The following is a 16,452-nucleotide window of genomic DNA, read 5'->3' on the forward strand; positions in this document are numbered from 1 at the left end:
CTGCTTGCAGCGGGGCAGGCGGTCCTGTTCGCATGGCCACCAACTTCCTCACCAAACTATTCGGCAGCCGCAACGACCGGCTCCTCAAGCAGTACCGCAAGACGGTGACCCGCATCAATGCGATGGAGCCCGACTACGAGAAGCTGTCGGACGAGCAGCTCAAGGCCAAGACGCAGGAGTTCAAGGAGCGCGTGGCCAAGGGCGAATCGCTGGATGACATCCTGCCCGAAGCCTTTGCCGTGGTGCGCGAGGGCTCCAAGCGCATCATGAAGATGCGGCACTTTGATGTGCAGCTGCTGGGTGGCATGGCATTGCACTTTGGCAAGATCTCCGAAATGCGGACGGGCGAGGGCAAGACCCTCACCGCCACCTTGCCTGTGTACCTCAATGCCCTGTCGGGCAAGGGTGTGCACGTGGTGACCGTGAACGACTACCTCGCCAACCGCGATGCGCAGTGGATGGGGCGCCTGTACAACTTCCTGGGCCTCACGGTGGGTATCAACCTGCCGAACATGCCGCGCGAGCAAAAGCAGGAAGCCTACCGCGCTGACATCACTTACGGCACCAACAACGAATACGGCTTTGACTACCTGCGCGACAACATGGTCTACGAAGCGCAGGACCGCGTGCAGCAAGGCCTGAACTTCGCCATCGTCGATGAGGTGGACTCGATCCTGATCGACGAAGCCCGCACACCGCTGATCATCAGCGGACAGGCCGAAGACCACACAGCGATGTACATCGCCATGAACAAGGTGGTGCCCCTGCTGGTGCGCCAGGAAGGCGAAGCCGACCCGCGCACGGGTGAAGGCGTGACCAAGCCTGGCGACTTCACGCTGGACGAGAAGACGCACCAGGTGTTCCTGACAGAGCAGGGCCACGAGAGCGCTGAGCGCATCCTGGCCAGCCAGGGCCTGATTGCCGAGGGGGCCTCGGTGTACGACCCGGCCAACATCACGCTGATGCACCACCTGTATGCGGCGCTGCGTGCCAACCACCTGTATCACCGCGACCAGCACTATGTGGTGCAAAACGGTGAGATCGTGATCGTGGACGAGTTCACCGGCCGCCTGATGTCGGGTCGCCGCTGGAGCGAAGGCCTGCACCAGGCCGTGGAAGCCAAGGAAGGCGTGAACATCCAGGCCGAAAACCAGACGCTGGCTTCGATCACCTTCCAGAACTATTTCCGCCTGTACAACAAGCTCGCCGGCATGACCGGCACGGCCGATACCGAGGCTTACGAGTTCCAGGAAATCTACGGCCTGGAAACCGTGGTCATCCCGCCGAACCGCCCCAGCCGCCGCGACGACCAGCTGGACCGCGTTTACAAGACCACGCGCGAGAAGTACGAAGCCGCCATCAAAGACATCCGTGAATGCCACGAGCGCGGCCAGCCCGTTCTGGTGGGCACCACGTCGATCGAGAACTCTGAAATCATCGACCAGCTCCTGAACAAGGAAGGCTTGCCGCACCAGGTGCTGAACGCCAAGCAGCATGCACGGGAAGCGGACATCGTGGCCCAGGCAGGCCGTGCGGGCATGATCACCATCGCGACCAACATGGCAGGTCGCGGGACCGACATCGTGTTGGGCGGCAACATTGAAAAGGATGTGGCGGCCATCGAGGCCGACGAGTCCCTTTCTGAAACGGAGCGCGCTGCCAAGGTGGCGGCGTTGCGCGAGCAGTGGAAGATCGATCACGAGAAGGTCAAGGAACTGGGTGGCTTGCGCATCATTGCGACCGAGCGCCATGAGTCCCGCCGCATCGACAACCAGCTGCGCGGCCGCTCGGGCCGTCAGGGCGACCCGGGCTCGTCGCGTTTCTACCTGAGCCTGGACGATTCCCTGATGCGCATCTTCGCGGGCGACCGCGTCAAGGCCATCATGGACCGCCTGAAGATGCCCGATGGCGAAGCCATCGAAGCCGGCATCGTGACGCGAAGCATCGAGTCGGCCCAGCGCAAGGTGGAAGCCCGCAACTTCGACATCCGCAAACAGCTGCTGGAATACGACGATGTGTCCAACGACCAGCGCAAGGTGATCTACCAGCAGCGCAACGACATCCTGGATGCGGCCGACCTGTCGGACGTGATCGCTGCCATGCGCGAAGACTGCATGACCGATCTGGTGCGCCAGTATGTGCCCGCCGAATCGGTGGAAGAGCAGTGGGACCTCGCCGCGCTAGAGAAGGTGCTGGCTGAAGAATGGCAGGTGTCGATTGCCTTGCAGCAGGTGGTGCAGGGCGCCAGCGCCATCACCGACGATGAAATCCTGGAGAAGGTGCTGGCCGCTGCCCATGCCTCGTTTGACGCCAAGGTGGCGCAGGTTGGGCGCGAGAACTTCACGCAGTTCGAGCGCATGGTGCTGCTGCAGAGCTTCGACTCCAATTGGCGCGACCACCTCTCCGCACTGGACTATCTCCGCCAGGGCATTCACCTGCGTGGCTATGCGCAGAAGCAACCCAAGCAGGAATACAAGCGCGAGGCCTTCGAGCTGTTCCGCCAGCTGATCGACCAGGTCAAGAACGAAGTCACCAAGATCCTCATGACTGTGCAGGTGCAATCGCAGGAGCAGCTGGACCAGGCCGCACAAGAGATGGAAAGCCGCGGCGAAAGCATTGCCAACGTGACCTATACCGCGCCGACCGAAACGGGCGAGGTCGAAACCACGGTGGATGCGCAGGCGCAGGACTTGGCGCTGCCGGAGGGCATGCGTGTGGGCCGCAACGATCCTTGCCCTTGTGGCAGCGGCAAGAAGTACAAGCAGTGCCACGGCAAGCTCGCCTGATTTCCTGATCCACACAACACGGGCTTCGGCCCGTGTTTTCATTGGCGTGCCACGGTTTTCCGGATAATCGGCAGCAGTTTTTCAGAAGGACCCCCATGCCCGTCAATCTAGTTGCCCCCGTTGCCGCTGATCTGCACCCGATTGCTGGAGTGCGCATTGGCGTTGCCGAAGCCGGTGTGCGCAAAGCCAACCGCAAGGATCTCACCGTGTTCCTGCTCGATGAGGGCGCCAGCGTGGCGGGCGTGTTCACGCAGAACCGTTTTTGTGCCGCGCCGGTGCAGATCAGCCGCGACCACCTTGCCAGCGGGCAGCCCATCCGCGCCATGCTGATCAACACCGGCAATGCCAACGCTGGCACGGGCGCTGATGGCCTGGCGCGTGCGCGCGCCACCTGCGTTGCCCTCGCGCGCCAGCTCAGCGTAGCGCCCGAGCAGATCCTGCCGTTTTCCACCGGTGTGATCATGGAGCCGCTGCCCAATGACCGCATCGAGGCAAGCCTGCCCGCCGCCATTGCCGACGCGCAGCCGGGCCACTGGGCGCGCGCTGCAGAAGGCATCATGACCACGGACACCTTGCCCAAGGCCTTTTCTGCCCAAGTGCAGATTGGTGGTGCCACCGTGTCCATCACTGGCATCAGCAAGGGCGCGGGCATGATCCGGCCCAACATGGCCACCATGCTCGGCTTCATGGCCACGGACGCCTGCGTGGCCCCTGTCGTCATGCAGCAGCTGGCTCGCGAACTGGCCGATGGCTCGTTCAACCGCGTCACCATCGATGGCGACACCTCCACCAACGATTCGTTTGTGGTGGTGGCGACCAACAAGGCCGCGCATGCGCCCATTACATCTCTGGCAAGCGCCGAGGGCCAGGCCCTCAAGGCCGCCATGCTGGCGGTATCGCAAAAGCTCGCCCAGGCCATTGTGCGCGACGGCGAAGGCGCTACCAAGTTCATCACCGTGCAGGTAGAAGGTGGCAAGACCGGCGAAGAGTGCCGCAAGGTGGCGTACGCCATCGCCCATTCGCCGTTGGTAAAAACCGCGTTCTATGCCAGCGACCCAAACCTGGGCCGCATCCTCGCGGCCGTGGGCTACGCGGGCATTGACGACCTCGACCAGACCGGTATCGATCTGTACCTGGACGACGTACACGTGGCCATTCAGGGCGGACGCAACCCCGCCTACCGCGAGGAAGACGGCCAGCGCGTGATGAAGCAAAGCGAGATCACAGTGCGCGTGCTGCTGGGTCGGGGCGAGGCCTCCGACACGGTGTGGACCTGCGATTTCAGCCACGAATACGTCACCATCAATGCGGACTATCGTTCGTAAAGAATGCTCCTAATTTAATAGCTTTTGGCGCTTGATAGATAAGCGCTAGGCCCGAAATGAATCAAAAATTTGAACATCTGATCGAGCGGGCCGAGCAGCTGATCGCCCGCATAGAGTCTGTGCTGCCCCAGCCCCTGGGAGCGCCGGACTGGTCTTTGTCCATCGCCTGGCGTTACCGCAAGCGCAGCAGTGGCCACGGCACCCTGGAGCCCGTGCGCCATGTGGCTGCGATGCAGCTGGCGGATCTCAAAGAGATCGACGGGCAAAAGGAAAAGATTCAGCGCAATACCGAGCAGTTTGTGTTGGGCAAGCCCGCCAACAACGTGCTGCTGACCGGTGCGCGTGGAACCGGCAAGTCGTCGCTCATCAAGGCCTGCCTGAATGCGTACGCCGGACAGGGCCTGCGCCTGATCGAGGTGGACAAGGCGGATCTGGTCGACCTGCCGGATATCGTGGATGTGGTGGCCGACCGGCCGGAGAAATTCATCATCTTTTGCGATGACCTGAGCTTTGAAGACGGCGAGCCAGGCTACAAGGCGCTCAAGTCGATCCTGGATGGATCGGTGGCCGCTGCCACGCCCAATGTGCTGATCTACGCCACCAGCAACCGGCGCCACCTGTTGCCCGAATACATGGCTGAAAACCTCACGTACACCCACACCGCTGATGGCGAAGTGCACCCCGGTGAAGTGGTGGAGGAGAAGATTTCGCTGTCAGAGCGGTTTGGCCTGTGGGTGAGCTTCTACCCCTTCAGCCAGGAGGAGTACCTGACCATCGTCGCCCAGTGGCTGGCCTCCTTCGGGGTCTCTGGCGCCGCGACTGCTGCGGCCCGGCCCGAGGCGCTGGTCTGGGCGCTGGAGCGCGGCTCGCGCAGTGGCCGTGTGGCCTACCAGTTTGCGCGTGACTATGCGGGGCGCCACGATGGTTGATTCTGTTGCCGGATCCGCTGCTGCGCCTGCAACACCGGCCGCGACTACGGCGCGCCAGCACACCGAGGTGGCTGTCGGTATCCTCTTGCGGGCCGATGGCGCGATGTTGCTCTCCACACGCCCGCCGGGAAAGCCTTATGCCGGGTATTGGGAGTTTCCGGGCGGCAAGGTCGAAGCGGGCGAAACTGTGGAGCAGGCGCTGCGCAGAGAGCTGGTGGAAGAGCTGGGCGTGACCATCGGCGCTGCCAGTGTCTGGAAAGTCACGGAACACGACTACCCACATGCCCTGGTGCGCTTGCACTGGTGCAAGGTCTGGGAATGGTCGGGCGAGTTCGAAATGCGCGAAGGGCAGACCATGGAGTGGCAGCAGATGCCACTGACGGTGTCACCGGTGCTGCCCGGTGCCTACCCGGTGCTGCAGTGGCTCGCTGAAGAGCGTGGCCTGAAATATTCGCCGGAATGACTTTCGTTTGCTGCTGAATTGATAGCTACTAGCGCCTCACTGGTAAGCGCTAGAGCCCAATTTTGTTTGAAATCCTGGGCAATTCCCAGTCGAGGTCAGTGCTGCAGGCGAGGATCGCCATAAGGTTCGTCGGCGGGTGGAGCCTCTGCAGGCATGCGGAAGTCCTCACTGGCCCAGGCGCCGAGGTCGATCTGCTTGCACCGCTCGCTGCAGAATGGGCGGTACACGTTGGTGGGGCTGTAGACACTGTCACCGCCACAACTGGGGCAGGTGACGATGCGTGCTCGTGGTTGGGTGTGCGTAGAGTTGGCCATGCTCGTCGTCGTTCTCAATGTCCTTGCCTGCTGCCTATCCGGCGCCGCAGCTTACGCGCACAGGGTCAGCTCGAAGGCCGCATCTTCATTGCTTGCGTGCAGGCGCCCATCACTTTCCAGGCGCATGAGTCGCACCGAGACGATCAGGCGGTTGCCACTGATCTCGGGAATCAGGTTCAGGGCCGGGTCAATGCGCAGACGCAGCAACTGGAATGTGCGGCCCTGCGGCAGGTTCTGCTGAAATTGACCGCGCTCTGCTGCCACCTTCTGGGGAACGCCAGAGTCGCGCAGCAGCTTGAGCAACACATAGATGGATTCGGCCAGCGGGGCCAAGGTCGATGCCCACTCTTCAAGGGCCTGCTGGCGCACACCCGGTTCATGGTGCTGCCACGCGTAGTACGCAGGCAAATCGAACCCGCAGGTGCCACCGGGAATGCCCACCCGGCTGCGGATGCTCATCAGCCAGTCGTTTTCGGTGAGCAAGTGTCCGGACTTGCCTGATTGGGTGTTGAGAGCTGTGAAACAACGGTCGAGCTGGGCAATGACTGCGTCAAGGGCAGCTTCGGAGATCGAGGGATTGCCACGGTAGCTATCGAGCTGGTGCTTGTGCTTCTCGATGTCCTTGAGCACATCCGACTTGAGGTCGGCCCGTGCCGCCACATCCATGATTTCGAAGATGGTGACCAGCGCAAAGTGGTGGTCGAGCGCGTGGGAGCGGGGAATCAGTTCTCCCAACCGGCGGAACAACTGCTCAAGCCGCAGATAGGTTCTGAGACGCTCGTTAAAGGGATATTCGTAAAGGATCACGCTGGCGGGTTCCTGGGGGCTCAGGGAGTATTCTGACGCCGGTGGCGCACGGCATGGGGTGAAAGCACAAACGGTTTCGTTCGCATCATAGCCCGAACAGCGTGGCCACTTGCCGGGTCTGCAGGCGCAGGTCCTCTAGCGAGCAATCCCTGTCGTTGGCAATCACGGCATCTGCCACGGCGCGCCGCGCCGGGCGGCTTGCCTGCGAGGCGATGATGCCTTGCACCACCTCTTGCGCCAGGCCGCTGCGCTGCATGACCCGCTTGATCTGCGTTTCTGCAGAACAATCCACCACCACGACCGCATCGAGCCTGCGGGCCCACCGGCCGGATTCCGCCAGCAGCGGGATGTCAAATACGATCAGGGCATGGCCTTGGTCCGCAGCCTGCTGGGCCTTCGCGTTGCTATGCAGGGTAACCAGAGGGTGCACGATCCCTTCGAGCTGGGCGCGTGCCTCGGGGTGGCTGAAGACCAGAGCACGCATTCGCGCACGGTCCAGTGCGCCGGACGCATCCACGAAGTCTGCCCCGAAAGTGGCTCTGATTGCGTCCATGGCCGCTCCGTGCGGGCCTGTCACGTCGCGAGCCAGCTGGTCTGCATCGATCAGGCTGCCTCCCAGCGCGGCGAACATGCTGCCCACCGTGCTCTTTCCGCTGCCAATGCCCCCGGTCAAGCCAAGGCGCAAGGGGCGCCTGCGCGGATTCATCGTTTATAGGCCCAGAAGGTTCAAGACAGCGTTAAGGATAGCGTTGGGGCCAAACACCATGGCGGTAAAACCAGCGCCGACCAGGAAGGGGCCGAAAGGGATGTAGCCGCCCTCACGCAGGCTGCTGAAGACTTTCATCCCGATACCGATGACGGCACCGATGACTGAGGACATCAGGATGATGGGGATCAGTGCCTGCCAGCCGAACCAAGCACCCAGTGCGGCAAACAGCTTGAAATCCCCATAGCCCATGCCTTCCTTGCCCGTGGCGAGCTTGAATCCCCAGTAAACCAGCCAGAGCGAAAGATACCCCGCTGCCGCACCGAGCACAGAGGCATACAAGGGCACGTCAATCCACTGCAGCGCGGAAGCGAGCAGGCCAGCCCACAGCAACGGCAAAGTGATGTCGTCCGGGAGCAGCGTCGTGTCCCAGTCGATGAACGCCAAGGCGACCAAGGCTGCCGAGAACCCGCACCAGACGAGCCCTGTGGGCGTCATCCCCCAGCGCTGGATGCACAGGAAGAAAAGGGCCCCCGTCGCCATCTCGATCAAGGGATAGCGTACCGAGATCCGCGCCTTGCACGCGGAGCAGCGCCCGCGCAGAAAAAGGTAGCTCAAAACAGGGATGTTCTCGTACCACTGGACCATGTGCCCACACGAGGGGCAGCGGGAACGGGGAACCATGAGGTTGAACCGCTCCTGTTCAGGAGGTGCGGCACCGGCATCTCCTTGCGCGCTCTGCGCCTGCGCTGCCCGGATTTCCTCAGCCCACTGGCGTTCCATGATTTTGGGAAGGCGATAAATGACCACATTGAGAAAACTACCGATCAGAAGTCCCAATATCCCGCCCAAACCTGCATTCCACCAAACGGGCATCTCCATTACACAACTTGGCCGAGTTTGAAGATTGGGAGGTACATGGAGACGACGATGCCGCCAATCAGCGTACCCAGGAACACGATGATGATGGGCTCCATCAGACTGGACAAGCCCGCCACCATTTCGTCCACTTCGGCCTCATAGAAATCCGCAGCCTTGCCCAGCATGTGGTCAATGGAACCTGATTCTTCCCCGATGGCGCACATCTGAAGGACCATGGAGGGAAAAATATTTGCGTTGCCCATGGCTGCGGTCAGGCTGGTACCGGTAGAGACTTCCTGCTGGATTTTTTCGGTTGCCATGGAATACACCGAATTGCCCGAAGCACCACCGACGGAGTCCAGAGCTTCAACCAGTGGCACCCCTGCCGCAAACATCGTGGACAGAGTACGCGTCCAGCGTGCAACGCAGGATTTATCGATCAAAGCCCCAAAAATTGGAATCTTCAATAGCACGCGGTCCATGAACATCTGCATCTTCTCATTTCTTTTCCAGGCCTGCATGAAAAAGAAAAAACCTCCACCAATCACACCGAATATTAACCACCACCACTTTACGAAGATTTCACTAATACCCATCACGAAAAGTGTAGGGGCAGGCAAATCGGCCCCAAACGATGAGAAAACTTCCTTGAATGCAGGAATCACAAAAATCATGATGATCGTAACCACCACAAAGGCAACGATGATCACGGAAATGGGATACATCAAAGCAGATCTGATTTTTGATTTGATGGCCTCCGTTTTTTCCATGTAGGTGGCTAAACGGTCCAGCAGGGCTTCCAAAATACCGGCGGCTTCGCCTGCTTCCACAAGGTTGCAGTAGAGGCTATCGAAATACATGGGATGCTTGCGGAATGCAGCATTCAGGGAAGTGCCTGTTTCGACATCGGAGCGGATGTCGTTGAGTAGTTTGGTAACACTTGCGTTGGTATTCCCTCGTCCCACAATATCAAACGATTGGAGAAGTGGAACGCCTGCTTTCATCATTGTGGCAAGCTGACGCGTAAACAAAGCGATGTCTTTGGGTTTTATCTTCTTGCCAGAGCGCATCCGGCGTTTTTTGATTTTTGTGGGAAAAACGCCCTGGCGGCGGAGCGTGGCTTGCACCTGGTTCTCGCCAGACGCACGCACCTCGCCCCGCACTATCTTGCCGTGGCGATCTTTGCCTTCCCATTCAAAAACAAAATCCTTGATATCCCGTGATGCAGCGGTTGCCATGCTGGACCCTCTAGTCGTTATTCGTTGGTGACGGCAAGCACTTCTTCCAGTGAAGTGAAGCCCAGTCTTGCCTTGTGCAGGCCGGATTCGCGGAGCGAGCGCACGCCTTCTGCTCTCGCCTGTTCGGCGATTTCTAGTGCACTCCCGTCGCGCAGGATGATACGTTGGATGTCCTCAGAGATCGGCATGACTTGGTAGATGCCGACCCGTCCCTTATATCCGTTGTTACAAGCGGAGCAGCCTACGGGGCGGTACGTGACCCAGCTTCCATCAATTTCTTCTTCTTTGTACCCTGCTTCGAGCAGCGATTCATGCGGTATATCGGCCGGCGCTTTGCAGGTGGGGCACAACCTGCGCGCCAAGCGCTGCGCTGTGATGAGAATAACGCTGGAAGCAATATTGAACGGGGCGATCCCCATATTGCGCATGCGCGTCAAAGTGGTGGGGGCATCATTGGTGTGAAGCGTTGACAACACCAAATGCCCCGTTTGTGCTGCCTTGATGGAAATGTCCGCAGTTTCCAGATCACGGATTTCGCCGACCATGATAATGTCGGGATCTTGCCGCAGAAAGGATTTGAGGGCTACCGCAAAGGTTAGTCCAGCCTTTTCATTCACATTGACCTGGTTAACGCCTGGGAGATTGATTTCGGATGGGTCTTCCGCTGTGGCAATATTGACGCCTGGCTTGTTGAGAAGATTCAGGCAGGTATAAAGGGAAACGGTTTTGCCGGAGCCCGTGGGTCCCGTGACCAAGATCATTCCATAGGGCCGCCCAATGGCTTCGAGCAGGCGCTCTTTCTCCTGGGGCTCATAGCCCAATGCATCAATACCCAGCTTGGCGCTGCTGGGGTCCAGAATACGGATAACAATCTTTTCCCCAAACAAGGTCGGGAGGGTGCTGACCCGGAAATCAATGACTCTGTCCGGGCCCACCTTGAGTTTCATGCGTCCGTCTTGCGGTACCCGCTTTTCAGAAATATCCAAGCGAGAAATCACCTTGATGCGAGATGCAAGCTTATCCTTGATGGCTATTGGTGGGGACGCGATTTCTCGCAATTCACCATCAATCCGAAATCTCACGCGGTATTGATGCTCATAAGGTTCAAAATGCAAATCGGATGCACGCATGTTGAATGCGTCCAGAAGCATTTTGTGCAAGAACTTGACGATGGGTGCATCTTCTACATCAGTAGCCCCGGTGTCGTTGTTGTCTGGTGCCTCTTCGATGGGTGCGTCGTCAAATTCAAAATCACCACCACCACCCGTCAGCGTTTCCAAAGACTCACTGGCCGATTTGGTGGTGGTTTCTACCAGGCGGCTGAGCTTGTCGTACTCCGCAATAATCCAGTCCACCCCCATCTGGGTGGTGAATTTTATTTTTTCAGCTGCTTCCTGGTCCGTAGGGTCTGCAGTCGCAACAATCAGCCGATTATTCCGTTTGCTGAGCACAACAACCCGATATGCTTGGCATATCTTGCCGTCCAGCAGTTCTTTCGGAAGCCGTAACGGATCAATCGCATCCAGATCGAGTAAGGGTGCGCCAAACACAGCCGACACGGTATGGGCCAAGTCGGCAGCTGACACCGCGCCAGAACCGGTCAGTTCGGCAATAAAGCTGGTCCGGCTAGTTTGTGATTTTTTGTAAATGTCCTCTGCTGCCTTTTGGGTCAGCTTGCCAGCAGACATCAGGGCCCTGCCCAATCCGGGGAGGGCCACTGCGGAGGCTTCTTTGGGGGCAGTATCGACAGCGGCCATGTAACCGGAAATATGTTAGGTGTGGAAAAGAAACCATCCTATCATCACCGATCATCTGAAGGCTGTACAGAGATTCGAGATTGGCAACAGCACCACAAAAAGGGCGCTATTGCTGAAAATGCACTGGTATTTATGGTCGGGGTGAGAGGATTCGAACCTCCGGCCTCTACGTCCCGAACGTAGCGCTCTACCAGGCTAAGCTACACCCCGTGTGCCACGATTGCGCTCAGAAGCTGATGCAATGGGCAGATCAGTTGCGTCTTGTAAGCAACTGTGCAGCCAATTCTAGCAAAGCTGCTGAATATGCGTTGGTTGGTAATTGCTCTGCAGCCGCCATGGCCCGGCGGGCCTCGCTAAAGGCGGCGGCCCGTGTGACTTCCAGTGCGCCGGTCTCGCGGACGATTTGCACGATGTCTGCCAGTTGGTCGGTCGAGCCTTGTTCAATGGCTTGGCGCACGACCTGCGCCTGAATTTCGGTGCCGCGCTCCATGGCAGCGATGAGGGGGAGGGTGGACTTGCCTTCGCGCAGATCGTCCCCCAGGTTTTTCCCCATCTCAGTCGCATCCCCGTCGTAGTCGAGGACGTCGTCAATAATCTGGAAAGCGGTGCCCAACGCTTGTCCGTAGGTTGCGCAAGCTTCCTCAATTTCAGGCGAGCTCTCGGCGAGTACTGCGCCGAGGCGTGCGCTGGCTTCAAACAGTTTGGCGGTTTTAGAGCGAATGACGCGCAGGTAACCTGCTTCGTCGAGCGATGCGTCATGCATGTTCATCAGCTGCAACACCTCACCCTCGGCGATCACGTTGGTGGCCTCCGAGAGTATCTCCATGATCCGCATGCTGCCTGCCTCGACCATCATCTGGAAGGAGCGGGTGTGCAGAAAATCCCCAACAAGCACGCTGGCGGGGTTGCCAAAGGTTTCGTTCGCCGTGGGTCGGCCTCTGCGCAGGGTGGATGCGTCCACGACATCGTCGTGCAGCAGTGTGGCGGTGTGGATCAGTTCCACAACGGCCGCGAGGCTGTGCCGATGTGCGCCCCGATACCCTAGGGCGCCGCAGACCATCAGCAGCAGTGCCGGTCGCAGGCGTTTCCCGCCAGCGGCAATGATGTACTGCGATATCTGGGCCACCAGAGGGACGCTAGACGTCAGGCGCTGACCAATGACCTTGTCGACCTCGTGCATGTCTTGTGCAACGAGCAAGAGAGGGGATGCTGCGGGGGCGGTGTGGTCAGTCAAGATGGTGGTCACAGAAAGAGACCGGATTATAGGAAGCCCCGGAGGCGCTTCGTTGCGACCATCGAGGCGGCGGCGCTGTCGCTGAAAGCGGGGGTGGTGTGTTGTATTGCAATGCGCTATACTCTTGGGCTCTGCGGAAATTCGTCTGCAGAACTCATATCAAGAGGTCAACATGTACGCGGTCATAAAAACCGGCGGCAAGCAGTATCGCGTTGCTTCCGGCGAAAAAATTAAAGTAGAACAGATTGCTGCGGACGTAGGCCAGGAAATTGTGATCGACCAGGTTCTGGCTGTCGGCAACGGCGCTGAACTGAAGGTTGGTACGCCCCTGGTGTCCGGCGCAACCGTGAAAGCCACTGTCGTGGCCCACGGCAAGCACGACAAAGTGCACATCTTCAAGATGCGCCGTCGCAAGCACTATCAAAAACGCCAAGGCCATCGCCAGCAGTTCACTGAGCTGCAAATCGGTGCGATTGCTGCTTAATCGAAGGAGCTAGTCATGGCACAGAAAAAAGGCGGCGGCTCTACGCGAAACGGACGTGACTCCAAGCCAAAGATGCTGGGTGTCAAGGCGTTCGGTGGTGAACTGATCAGCGCTGGCTCGATCATCGTGCGCCAGCGTGGCACACGTTTCCACCCCGGCAACAATGTCGGCGTGGGCAAGGATCACACCTTGTTCGCCCTGGTGGATGGCCACGTGTCGTTCGGTACTAAGGGTGCGTTGTCCAAGTCCACGGTCAATGTGACTCCTGCCTGAGGTTCATTCCTCCGGTAGCCATCGAAGCCCCGCTTTGCCGGGGCTTTGTTGTTTGGTCTGTACGATGGCGCTCAAGTCGTCGGCAGACGGCGCCTGCAAGGCGTTCCGCAGTTCCGACAGAATCAGGCAGTCTGCTGCCGGTGCTGCGCCCTTTTGTAAACTGGATATCCCATGAAGTTCGTCGATGAAGCCTTTATTGACATTGCCGCCGGTGATGGTGGCAATGGCTGCGTGTCTTTTCGGCACGAAAAGTACAAGGAATTCGGCGGTCCCAACGGTGGGGATGGTGGTCGCGGTGGGCATGTGTTTGCCGTGGCTGATCCGAACCTGAACACCCTGGTGGACTTTCGCTATTCGCGCAGGCACGAGGCAAAGCGGGGCGAGCATGGCATGGGATCGGATATGTTTGGCGCCGCGGGTGCTGACATCACCCTCAAGATGCCCGTCGGCACCATCATCACAGACGCCGAAACGGGCGAGGTGCTCTACGAGCTGCTGAACCCGGGCGAGGTCATCACCATTGCAAAGGGTGGTGATGGCGGCTTTGGCAATATGCGCTTCAAGAGCGCTATCAACCGGGCCCCGCGCCAGAAGACACCAGGCTGGCCCGGCGAGAAGAAGAACCTGAAGCTGGAGTTGAAGGTGCTGGCCGACGTGGGCCTGCTGGGCATGCCCAATGCGGGTAAATCCACCTTCATCACGGCGGTGTCCAACGCCCGCCCCAAGATTGCAGACTACCCCTTTACGACGCTGCATCCCAACTTGGGTGTGGTTCGCGTGGGGCCGGAGCAGAGTTTTGTGGTGGCTGATATTCCCGGCCTGATCGAAGGCGCTTCGGAAGGTGCGGGCCTCGGGCACCAGTTCCTGCGCCATCTGCAGCGCACCCGCCTGCTGCTGCACATTGTGGATCTGGCGCCTTTCGACGATGCGGTGGACCCGGTGGCTCAGGCCAAAGCCATCGTCAACGAGCTCAAGAAGTATGACCAGCAGTTGTACAACAAGCCGCGCTGGCTGGTGCTGAACAAGCTGGACATGGTGCCCACCGAAGAGCGGGAAGCCCGTGTGAAGGATTTCGTCAAGCGCTTCAAGTGGAAGGGGCCGGTGTTTGAGATTTCTGCCCTCACGCGTGAAGGCTGCGAGCCGCTGATCCATGCCATCTTCCGCCATGTGCAGTCCGAACAGCGGGTGGAGAACGAGCCAGTGGAAATTGATCCACGTTTTGCAGGGGATGCGCCAGCCTGATTTGCAGTCACGGTCTGCGTTCTCATTTGCTATATTAATAATAGCTATTGGCGCTTTTTGGATAAGCGCTAGCGGCCAAAAAAACTTAAAAAATGGTTTCCAGCGTATTGCGTGACGCCCGCCGCATCGTGGTCAAGGTGGGCTCCAGTCTTGTGACCAACGAGGGCCGTGGCCTCGACGAAACCGCCATTGGCGAGTGGAGTCGTCAGCTGGCGGCTCTGGTGCGTGGCGATGGCGGGCTGCCGCGCGAGGTTGTGATGGTGTCCAGTGGCGCCATTGCCGAAGGCATGAAGCGCCTGGGCTGGACCACGCGGCCGAACGAAGTTCACGAGCTGCAGGCCGCCGCTGCCGTTGGGCAGATGGGGCTGGCGCAGATGTACGAAACCAAGCTGCGCGAGCAAGGCATGGGCAGCGCACAGGTGTTGCTCACCCATGCTGACCTTGCCGACCGCGAGCGCTACCTGAATGCGCGCTCGACCCTGCTGACGCTCTTGCGCCTGGGCGTGGTGCCGGTGATCAATGAGAACGACACCGTCGTCAACGACGAAATCAAGTTCGGCGACAACGACACCCTGGGCGCCCTAGTGGCGAACCTGGTCGAGGCCGACGCGCTGATCATCCTCACCGACCAGAAGGGCCTGTACACGGCCGACCCGCGCCGCGATGCGTCCGCGCAGTTTGTGCACGAAGCCAAGGCCGGCGACCCAGCGCTGGAGGCCATGGCCGGTGGTGCGGGTTCCAGCATTGGCAAGGGCGGCATGATCACCAAGATCCTCGCGGCCAAGCGTGCTGCTGGTTCTGGCGCCTCCACGGTCATTGCCTGGGGGCGCGAATCCGATGTGCTGGTTCGCCTCGTTCAAGGGGAGTCGCTGGGTACGCTGCTGGTGGCCCAGACGCAAAAAAAGCAAGCCCGCAAACAGTGGATGGCCGACCACCTTCAATTGCGCGGCTCGGTGGTGGTGGACGCGGGGGCTGCGGCCAAGGTGCGTGATGAAGGCAAGAGTCTGCTGCCTATCGGTATGACGGCTGTGGAGGGTGACTTTTCGCGCGGCGACGTGATTGCCGTGCGCGACGCATCCGGCACCGAAATTGCCCGTGGCCTGGCCAACTATGCTGCGGCCGAAGCCAGAATGTTGTGCCGCAAGCCTTCGACCGAATTCGAAAAGCTGCTGGGTTACGTTGCCGAGTCAGAGATGGTGCATCGAGACAACATGGTGCTGGCCGCCAGCTGACGGCGAAAGCCAGCAGCCAACGTAGCTTCTCAAAGACACCATCAGTCCACCAACAAAAACGCCTGCGATTTGCAGGCGTTTTTCATGGGACTGGCGATCACCTCGCCAATGAATTAACGCGGCGTGGTGACCGCAGGCAGTCCGTCTAGCTCTCCGGGCACACTGTTCTGCGGATCTGGATCGAAACTGGCCCCCGGTGGAAGCTCCATACCCGGATTGATCAGCATGGACCCCGTCCGAAACATGGTGCCCGCGTGTTCGCCCTCGCGCGTGCGCATGCCACTGCGCAGGTAGCGGTTGCGCTGCTCGTGGCGAGGCAGGAAGCGGGCCAGTTCCGTCAGCGCCATTTCATAGACGCCACGCTTGAATTCGACCACGACATCCAGCGGAACCCAGTAGTCATTCCAGCGCCAGGCGTCGAATTCCGGATGGTTGGTGGCACGCAGGTTCAGGTCCCAGTCGTGTCCTACCAGTTGAAGCAGATACCAGATTTGTTTCTGGCCCTTGTAGTGTCCGCGTGCATCGCGGCGGATGTACCGGTCAGGCACCTCATAGCGCAACCAGTCCCGGGTGCGGGCCACCACGCGTACGTGGTTGGGCAATAAGCCCACTTCTTCATGCAGCTCACGGAACATGGCTTGCTCGGGAGTTTCTCCCCGGTCAATGCCACCCTGCGGAAACTGCCAGCTGTGGGTGCGTATACGCTTGCCCCAGAACACCTGGTTTTTCTGGTTGAGCAGGATGATGCCGACGTTCGGCCGAAAGCCGTCCCGGTCAAGCATAATCAAACCCCAAATTTTT

Annotated in this window: 17 protein-coding genes and 1 tRNA gene; 8 read left to right on the forward strand and 10 right to left on the reverse strand. The window is 59.6% G+C overall.

The annotated features are described in order from the left end of the window. Positions 1-32: 32 nt before the first annotated feature. The 4 genes from secA (at position 33) to KW832_RS03080 (ending at position 5,503) form a co-directional block, all read left to right on the forward strand. Complete coding sequence (gene secA / locus KW832_RS03065) at positions 33-2,786, forward strand: preprotein translocase subunit SecA (RefSeq protein WP_218298712.1); 2,754 nt, start codon at positions 33-35, stop codon at positions 2,784-2,786. A gap of 95 nt (positions 2,787-2,881) precedes the next feature. Further along, positions 2,882-4,111 (forward strand): bifunctional glutamate N-acetyltransferase/amino-acid acetyltransferase ArgJ, encoded by a 1,230-nt coding sequence (argJ, locus tag KW832_RS03070; protein WP_218298711.1) that lies wholly within the window; start codon positions 2,882-2,884, stop codon positions 4,109-4,111. Between the two features lie 56 nt (positions 4,112-4,167). Next, the gene (locus tag KW832_RS03075) at positions 4,168-5,040 is read left to right on the forward strand and encodes an ATP-binding protein (protein ID WP_218298710.1); all 873 of its coding nucleotides are present in this window, start codon (positions 4,168-4,170) and stop codon (positions 5,038-5,040) included. Continuing rightward, the gene (locus tag KW832_RS03080; RefSeq protein ID WP_218298709.1) at positions 5,033-5,503 is read left to right on the forward strand and encodes an NUDIX domain-containing protein; all 471 of its coding nucleotides are present in this window, start codon (positions 5,033-5,035) and stop codon (positions 5,501-5,503) included. Before KW832_RS03075 ends, KW832_RS03080 begins: the two co-directional genes overlap by 8 nt. A gap of 95 nt (positions 5,504-5,598) precedes the next feature. On the opposite strand, the gene KW832_RS03085 is transcribed toward KW832_RS03080, so the two are convergent. From KW832_RS03085 to KW832_RS03120, 8 genes are all read right to left on the reverse strand, one after another. Beyond that, on the reverse strand, positions 5,599-5,817 hold the full coding sequence (locus KW832_RS03085) for a DNA gyrase inhibitor YacG (protein WP_218298708.1): 219 nt from the start codon (positions 5,815-5,817) through the stop codon (positions 5,599-5,601). 51 nt (positions 5,818-5,868) lie between these two features. Beyond that, entirely contained in the window at positions 5,869-6,624 is a 756-nt protein-coding gene (zapD, locus tag KW832_RS03090; RefSeq protein WP_055399185.1) for a cell division protein ZapD, read from the reverse strand. 85 nt (positions 6,625-6,709) lie between these two features. Continuing rightward, a complete protein-coding gene (gene coaE / locus KW832_RS03095) occupies positions 6,710-7,330 on the reverse strand; it encodes a dephospho-CoA kinase (RefSeq protein WP_218298707.1) in 621 nt (206 codons plus the stop codon). 3 nt (positions 7,331-7,333) lie between these two features. Continuing rightward, positions 7,334-8,212 (reverse strand): A24 family peptidase, encoded by an 879-nt coding sequence (locus KW832_RS03100; protein WP_218298706.1) that lies wholly within the window; start codon positions 8,210-8,212, stop codon positions 7,334-7,336. Continuing rightward, positions 8,212-9,429, reverse strand: a complete 1,218-nt coding sequence (locus KW832_RS03105) for a type II secretion system F family protein (protein WP_121507430.1) — start codon at positions 9,427-9,429, stop codon at positions 8,212-8,214. Before KW832_RS03105 ends, KW832_RS03100 begins: the two co-directional genes overlap by 1 nt. Before the next feature lie 17 nt (positions 9,430-9,446). Continuing rightward, entirely contained in the window at positions 9,447-11,186 is a 1,740-nt protein-coding gene (gene pilB / locus KW832_RS03110) for a type IV-A pilus assembly ATPase PilB (RefSeq protein ID WP_218298705.1), read from the reverse strand. A gap of 133 nt (positions 11,187-11,319) precedes the next feature. Then, positions 11,320-11,396, reverse strand: a tRNA-Pro gene (locus KW832_RS03115). Between the two features lie 40 nt (positions 11,397-11,436). Further along, entirely contained in the window at positions 11,437-12,366 is a 930-nt protein-coding gene (locus tag KW832_RS03120) for a polyprenyl synthetase family protein (protein ID WP_055399175.1), read from the reverse strand. A 226-nt stretch (positions 12,367-12,592) separates the two neighbouring features. On the opposite strand from KW832_RS03120, the gene rplU reads away from it, so the two are divergent. Further along, complete coding sequence (gene rplU / locus KW832_RS03125; RefSeq protein ID WP_005794184.1) at positions 12,593-12,904, forward strand: 50S ribosomal protein L21; 312 nt, start codon at positions 12,593-12,595, stop codon at positions 12,902-12,904. A 15-nt stretch (positions 12,905-12,919) separates the two neighbouring features. Then, positions 12,920-13,177 carry a 50S ribosomal protein L27 gene (gene rpmA / locus KW832_RS03130; RefSeq protein WP_008905145.1) on the forward strand — a complete coding sequence of 86 codons (258 nt, stop codon included), beginning with the start codon at positions 12,920-12,922 and terminating at the stop codon, positions 13,175-13,177. A gap of 3 nt (positions 13,178-13,180) precedes the next feature. On the opposite strand, the gene KW832_RS25840 is transcribed toward rpmA, so the two are convergent. Next, positions 13,181-13,480 carry a hypothetical protein gene (locus tag KW832_RS25840; protein ID WP_233559615.1) on the reverse strand — a complete coding sequence of 100 codons (300 nt, stop codon included), beginning with the start codon at positions 13,478-13,480 and terminating at the stop codon, positions 13,181-13,183. Here KW832_RS25840 and cgtA point away from each other — a divergent pair. Beyond that, on the forward strand, positions 13,409-14,419 hold the full coding sequence (cgtA, locus tag KW832_RS03135; RefSeq protein WP_233559599.1) for an Obg family GTPase CgtA: 1,011 nt from the start codon (positions 13,409-13,411) through the stop codon (positions 14,417-14,419). The two genes, KW832_RS25840 and cgtA, sit on opposite strands and share 72 nt — an antisense overlap. A gap of 92 nt (positions 14,420-14,511) precedes the next feature. Then, positions 14,512-15,651: a glutamate 5-kinase gene (gene proB, locus KW832_RS03140; RefSeq protein WP_218298704.1), complete on the forward strand. Its 1,140-nt coding sequence runs from the start codon at positions 14,512-14,514 to the stop codon at positions 15,649-15,651. A gap of 113 nt (positions 15,652-15,764) precedes the next feature. On the opposite strand, the gene KW832_RS03145 is transcribed toward proB, so the two are convergent. Beyond that, positions 15,765-16,433 carry an RNA pyrophosphohydrolase gene (locus KW832_RS03145; protein WP_055399169.1) on the reverse strand — a complete coding sequence of 223 codons (669 nt, stop codon included), beginning with the start codon at positions 16,431-16,433 and terminating at the stop codon, positions 15,765-15,767. Between the last annotated feature and the right edge of the window lie 19 nt (positions 16,434-16,452).

Source organism: Acidovorax sp. sif0632 (assembly GCF_019218805.1).
GTDB lineage: Bacteria > Pseudomonadota > Gammaproteobacteria > Burkholderiales > Burkholderiaceae_C > Acidovorax > Acidovorax facilis.

Excerpts from the sequence above, each read along its gene's own strand:
- secA (WP_218298712.1), top strand. The coding sequence starts at position 33 with ATGGCCACCAACTTCCTCACCAAACTATTCGGCAGCCGCAACGACCGG.
- KW832_RS03085 (WP_218298708.1), bottom strand. The coding sequence starts at position 5,817 with ATGGCCAACTCTACGCACACCCAACCACGAGCACGCATCGTCACCTGC.
- proB (WP_218298704.1), top strand. The coding sequence starts at position 14,512 with ATGGTTTCCAGCGTATTGCGTGACGCCCGCCGCATCGTGGTCAAGGTG.
- KW832_RS03100 (WP_218298706.1), bottom strand. The coding sequence starts at position 8,212 with ATGGAGATGCCCGTTTGGTGGAATGCAGGTTTGGGCGGGATATTGGGA.
- argJ (WP_218298711.1), top strand. The coding sequence starts at position 2,882 with ATGCCCGTCAATCTAGTTGCCCCCGTTGCCGCTGATCTGCACCCGATT.
- rplU (WP_005794184.1), top strand. The coding sequence starts at position 12,593 with ATGTACGCGGTCATAAAAACCGGCGGCAAGCAGTATCGCGTTGCTTCC.
- KW832_RS03120 (WP_055399175.1), bottom strand. The coding sequence starts at position 12,366 with ATGCACGAGGTCGACAAGGTCATTGGTCAGCGCCTGACGTCTAGCGTC.
- KW832_RS03105 (WP_121507430.1), bottom strand. The coding sequence starts at position 9,429 with ATGGCAACCGCTGCATCACGGGATATCAAGGATTTTGTTTTTGAATGG.
- coaE (WP_218298707.1), bottom strand. The coding sequence starts at position 7,330 with ATGAATCCGCGCAGGCGCCCCTTGCGCCTTGGCTTGACCGGGGGCATT.
- KW832_RS03075 (WP_218298710.1), top strand. The coding sequence starts at position 4,168 with ATGAATCAAAAATTTGAACATCTGATCGAGCGGGCCGAGCAGCTGATC.
- pilB (WP_218298705.1), bottom strand. The coding sequence starts at position 11,186 with ATGGCCGCTGTCGATACTGCCCCCAAAGAAGCCTCCGCAGTGGCCCTC.
- KW832_RS03145 (WP_055399169.1), bottom strand. The coding sequence starts at position 16,433 with ATGCTTGACCGGGACGGCTTTCGGCCGAACGTCGGCATCATCCTGCTC.
- rpmA (WP_008905145.1), top strand. The coding sequence starts at position 12,920 with ATGGCACAGAAAAAAGGCGGCGGCTCTACGCGAAACGGACGTGACTCC.
- KW832_RS03080 (WP_218298709.1), top strand. The coding sequence starts at position 5,033 with ATGGTTGATTCTGTTGCCGGATCCGCTGCTGCGCCTGCAACACCGGCC.
- KW832_RS25840 (WP_233559615.1), bottom strand. The coding sequence starts at position 13,480 with ATGCCCACCGCGACCACCATCCCCACCGTTGGGACCGCCGAATTCCTT.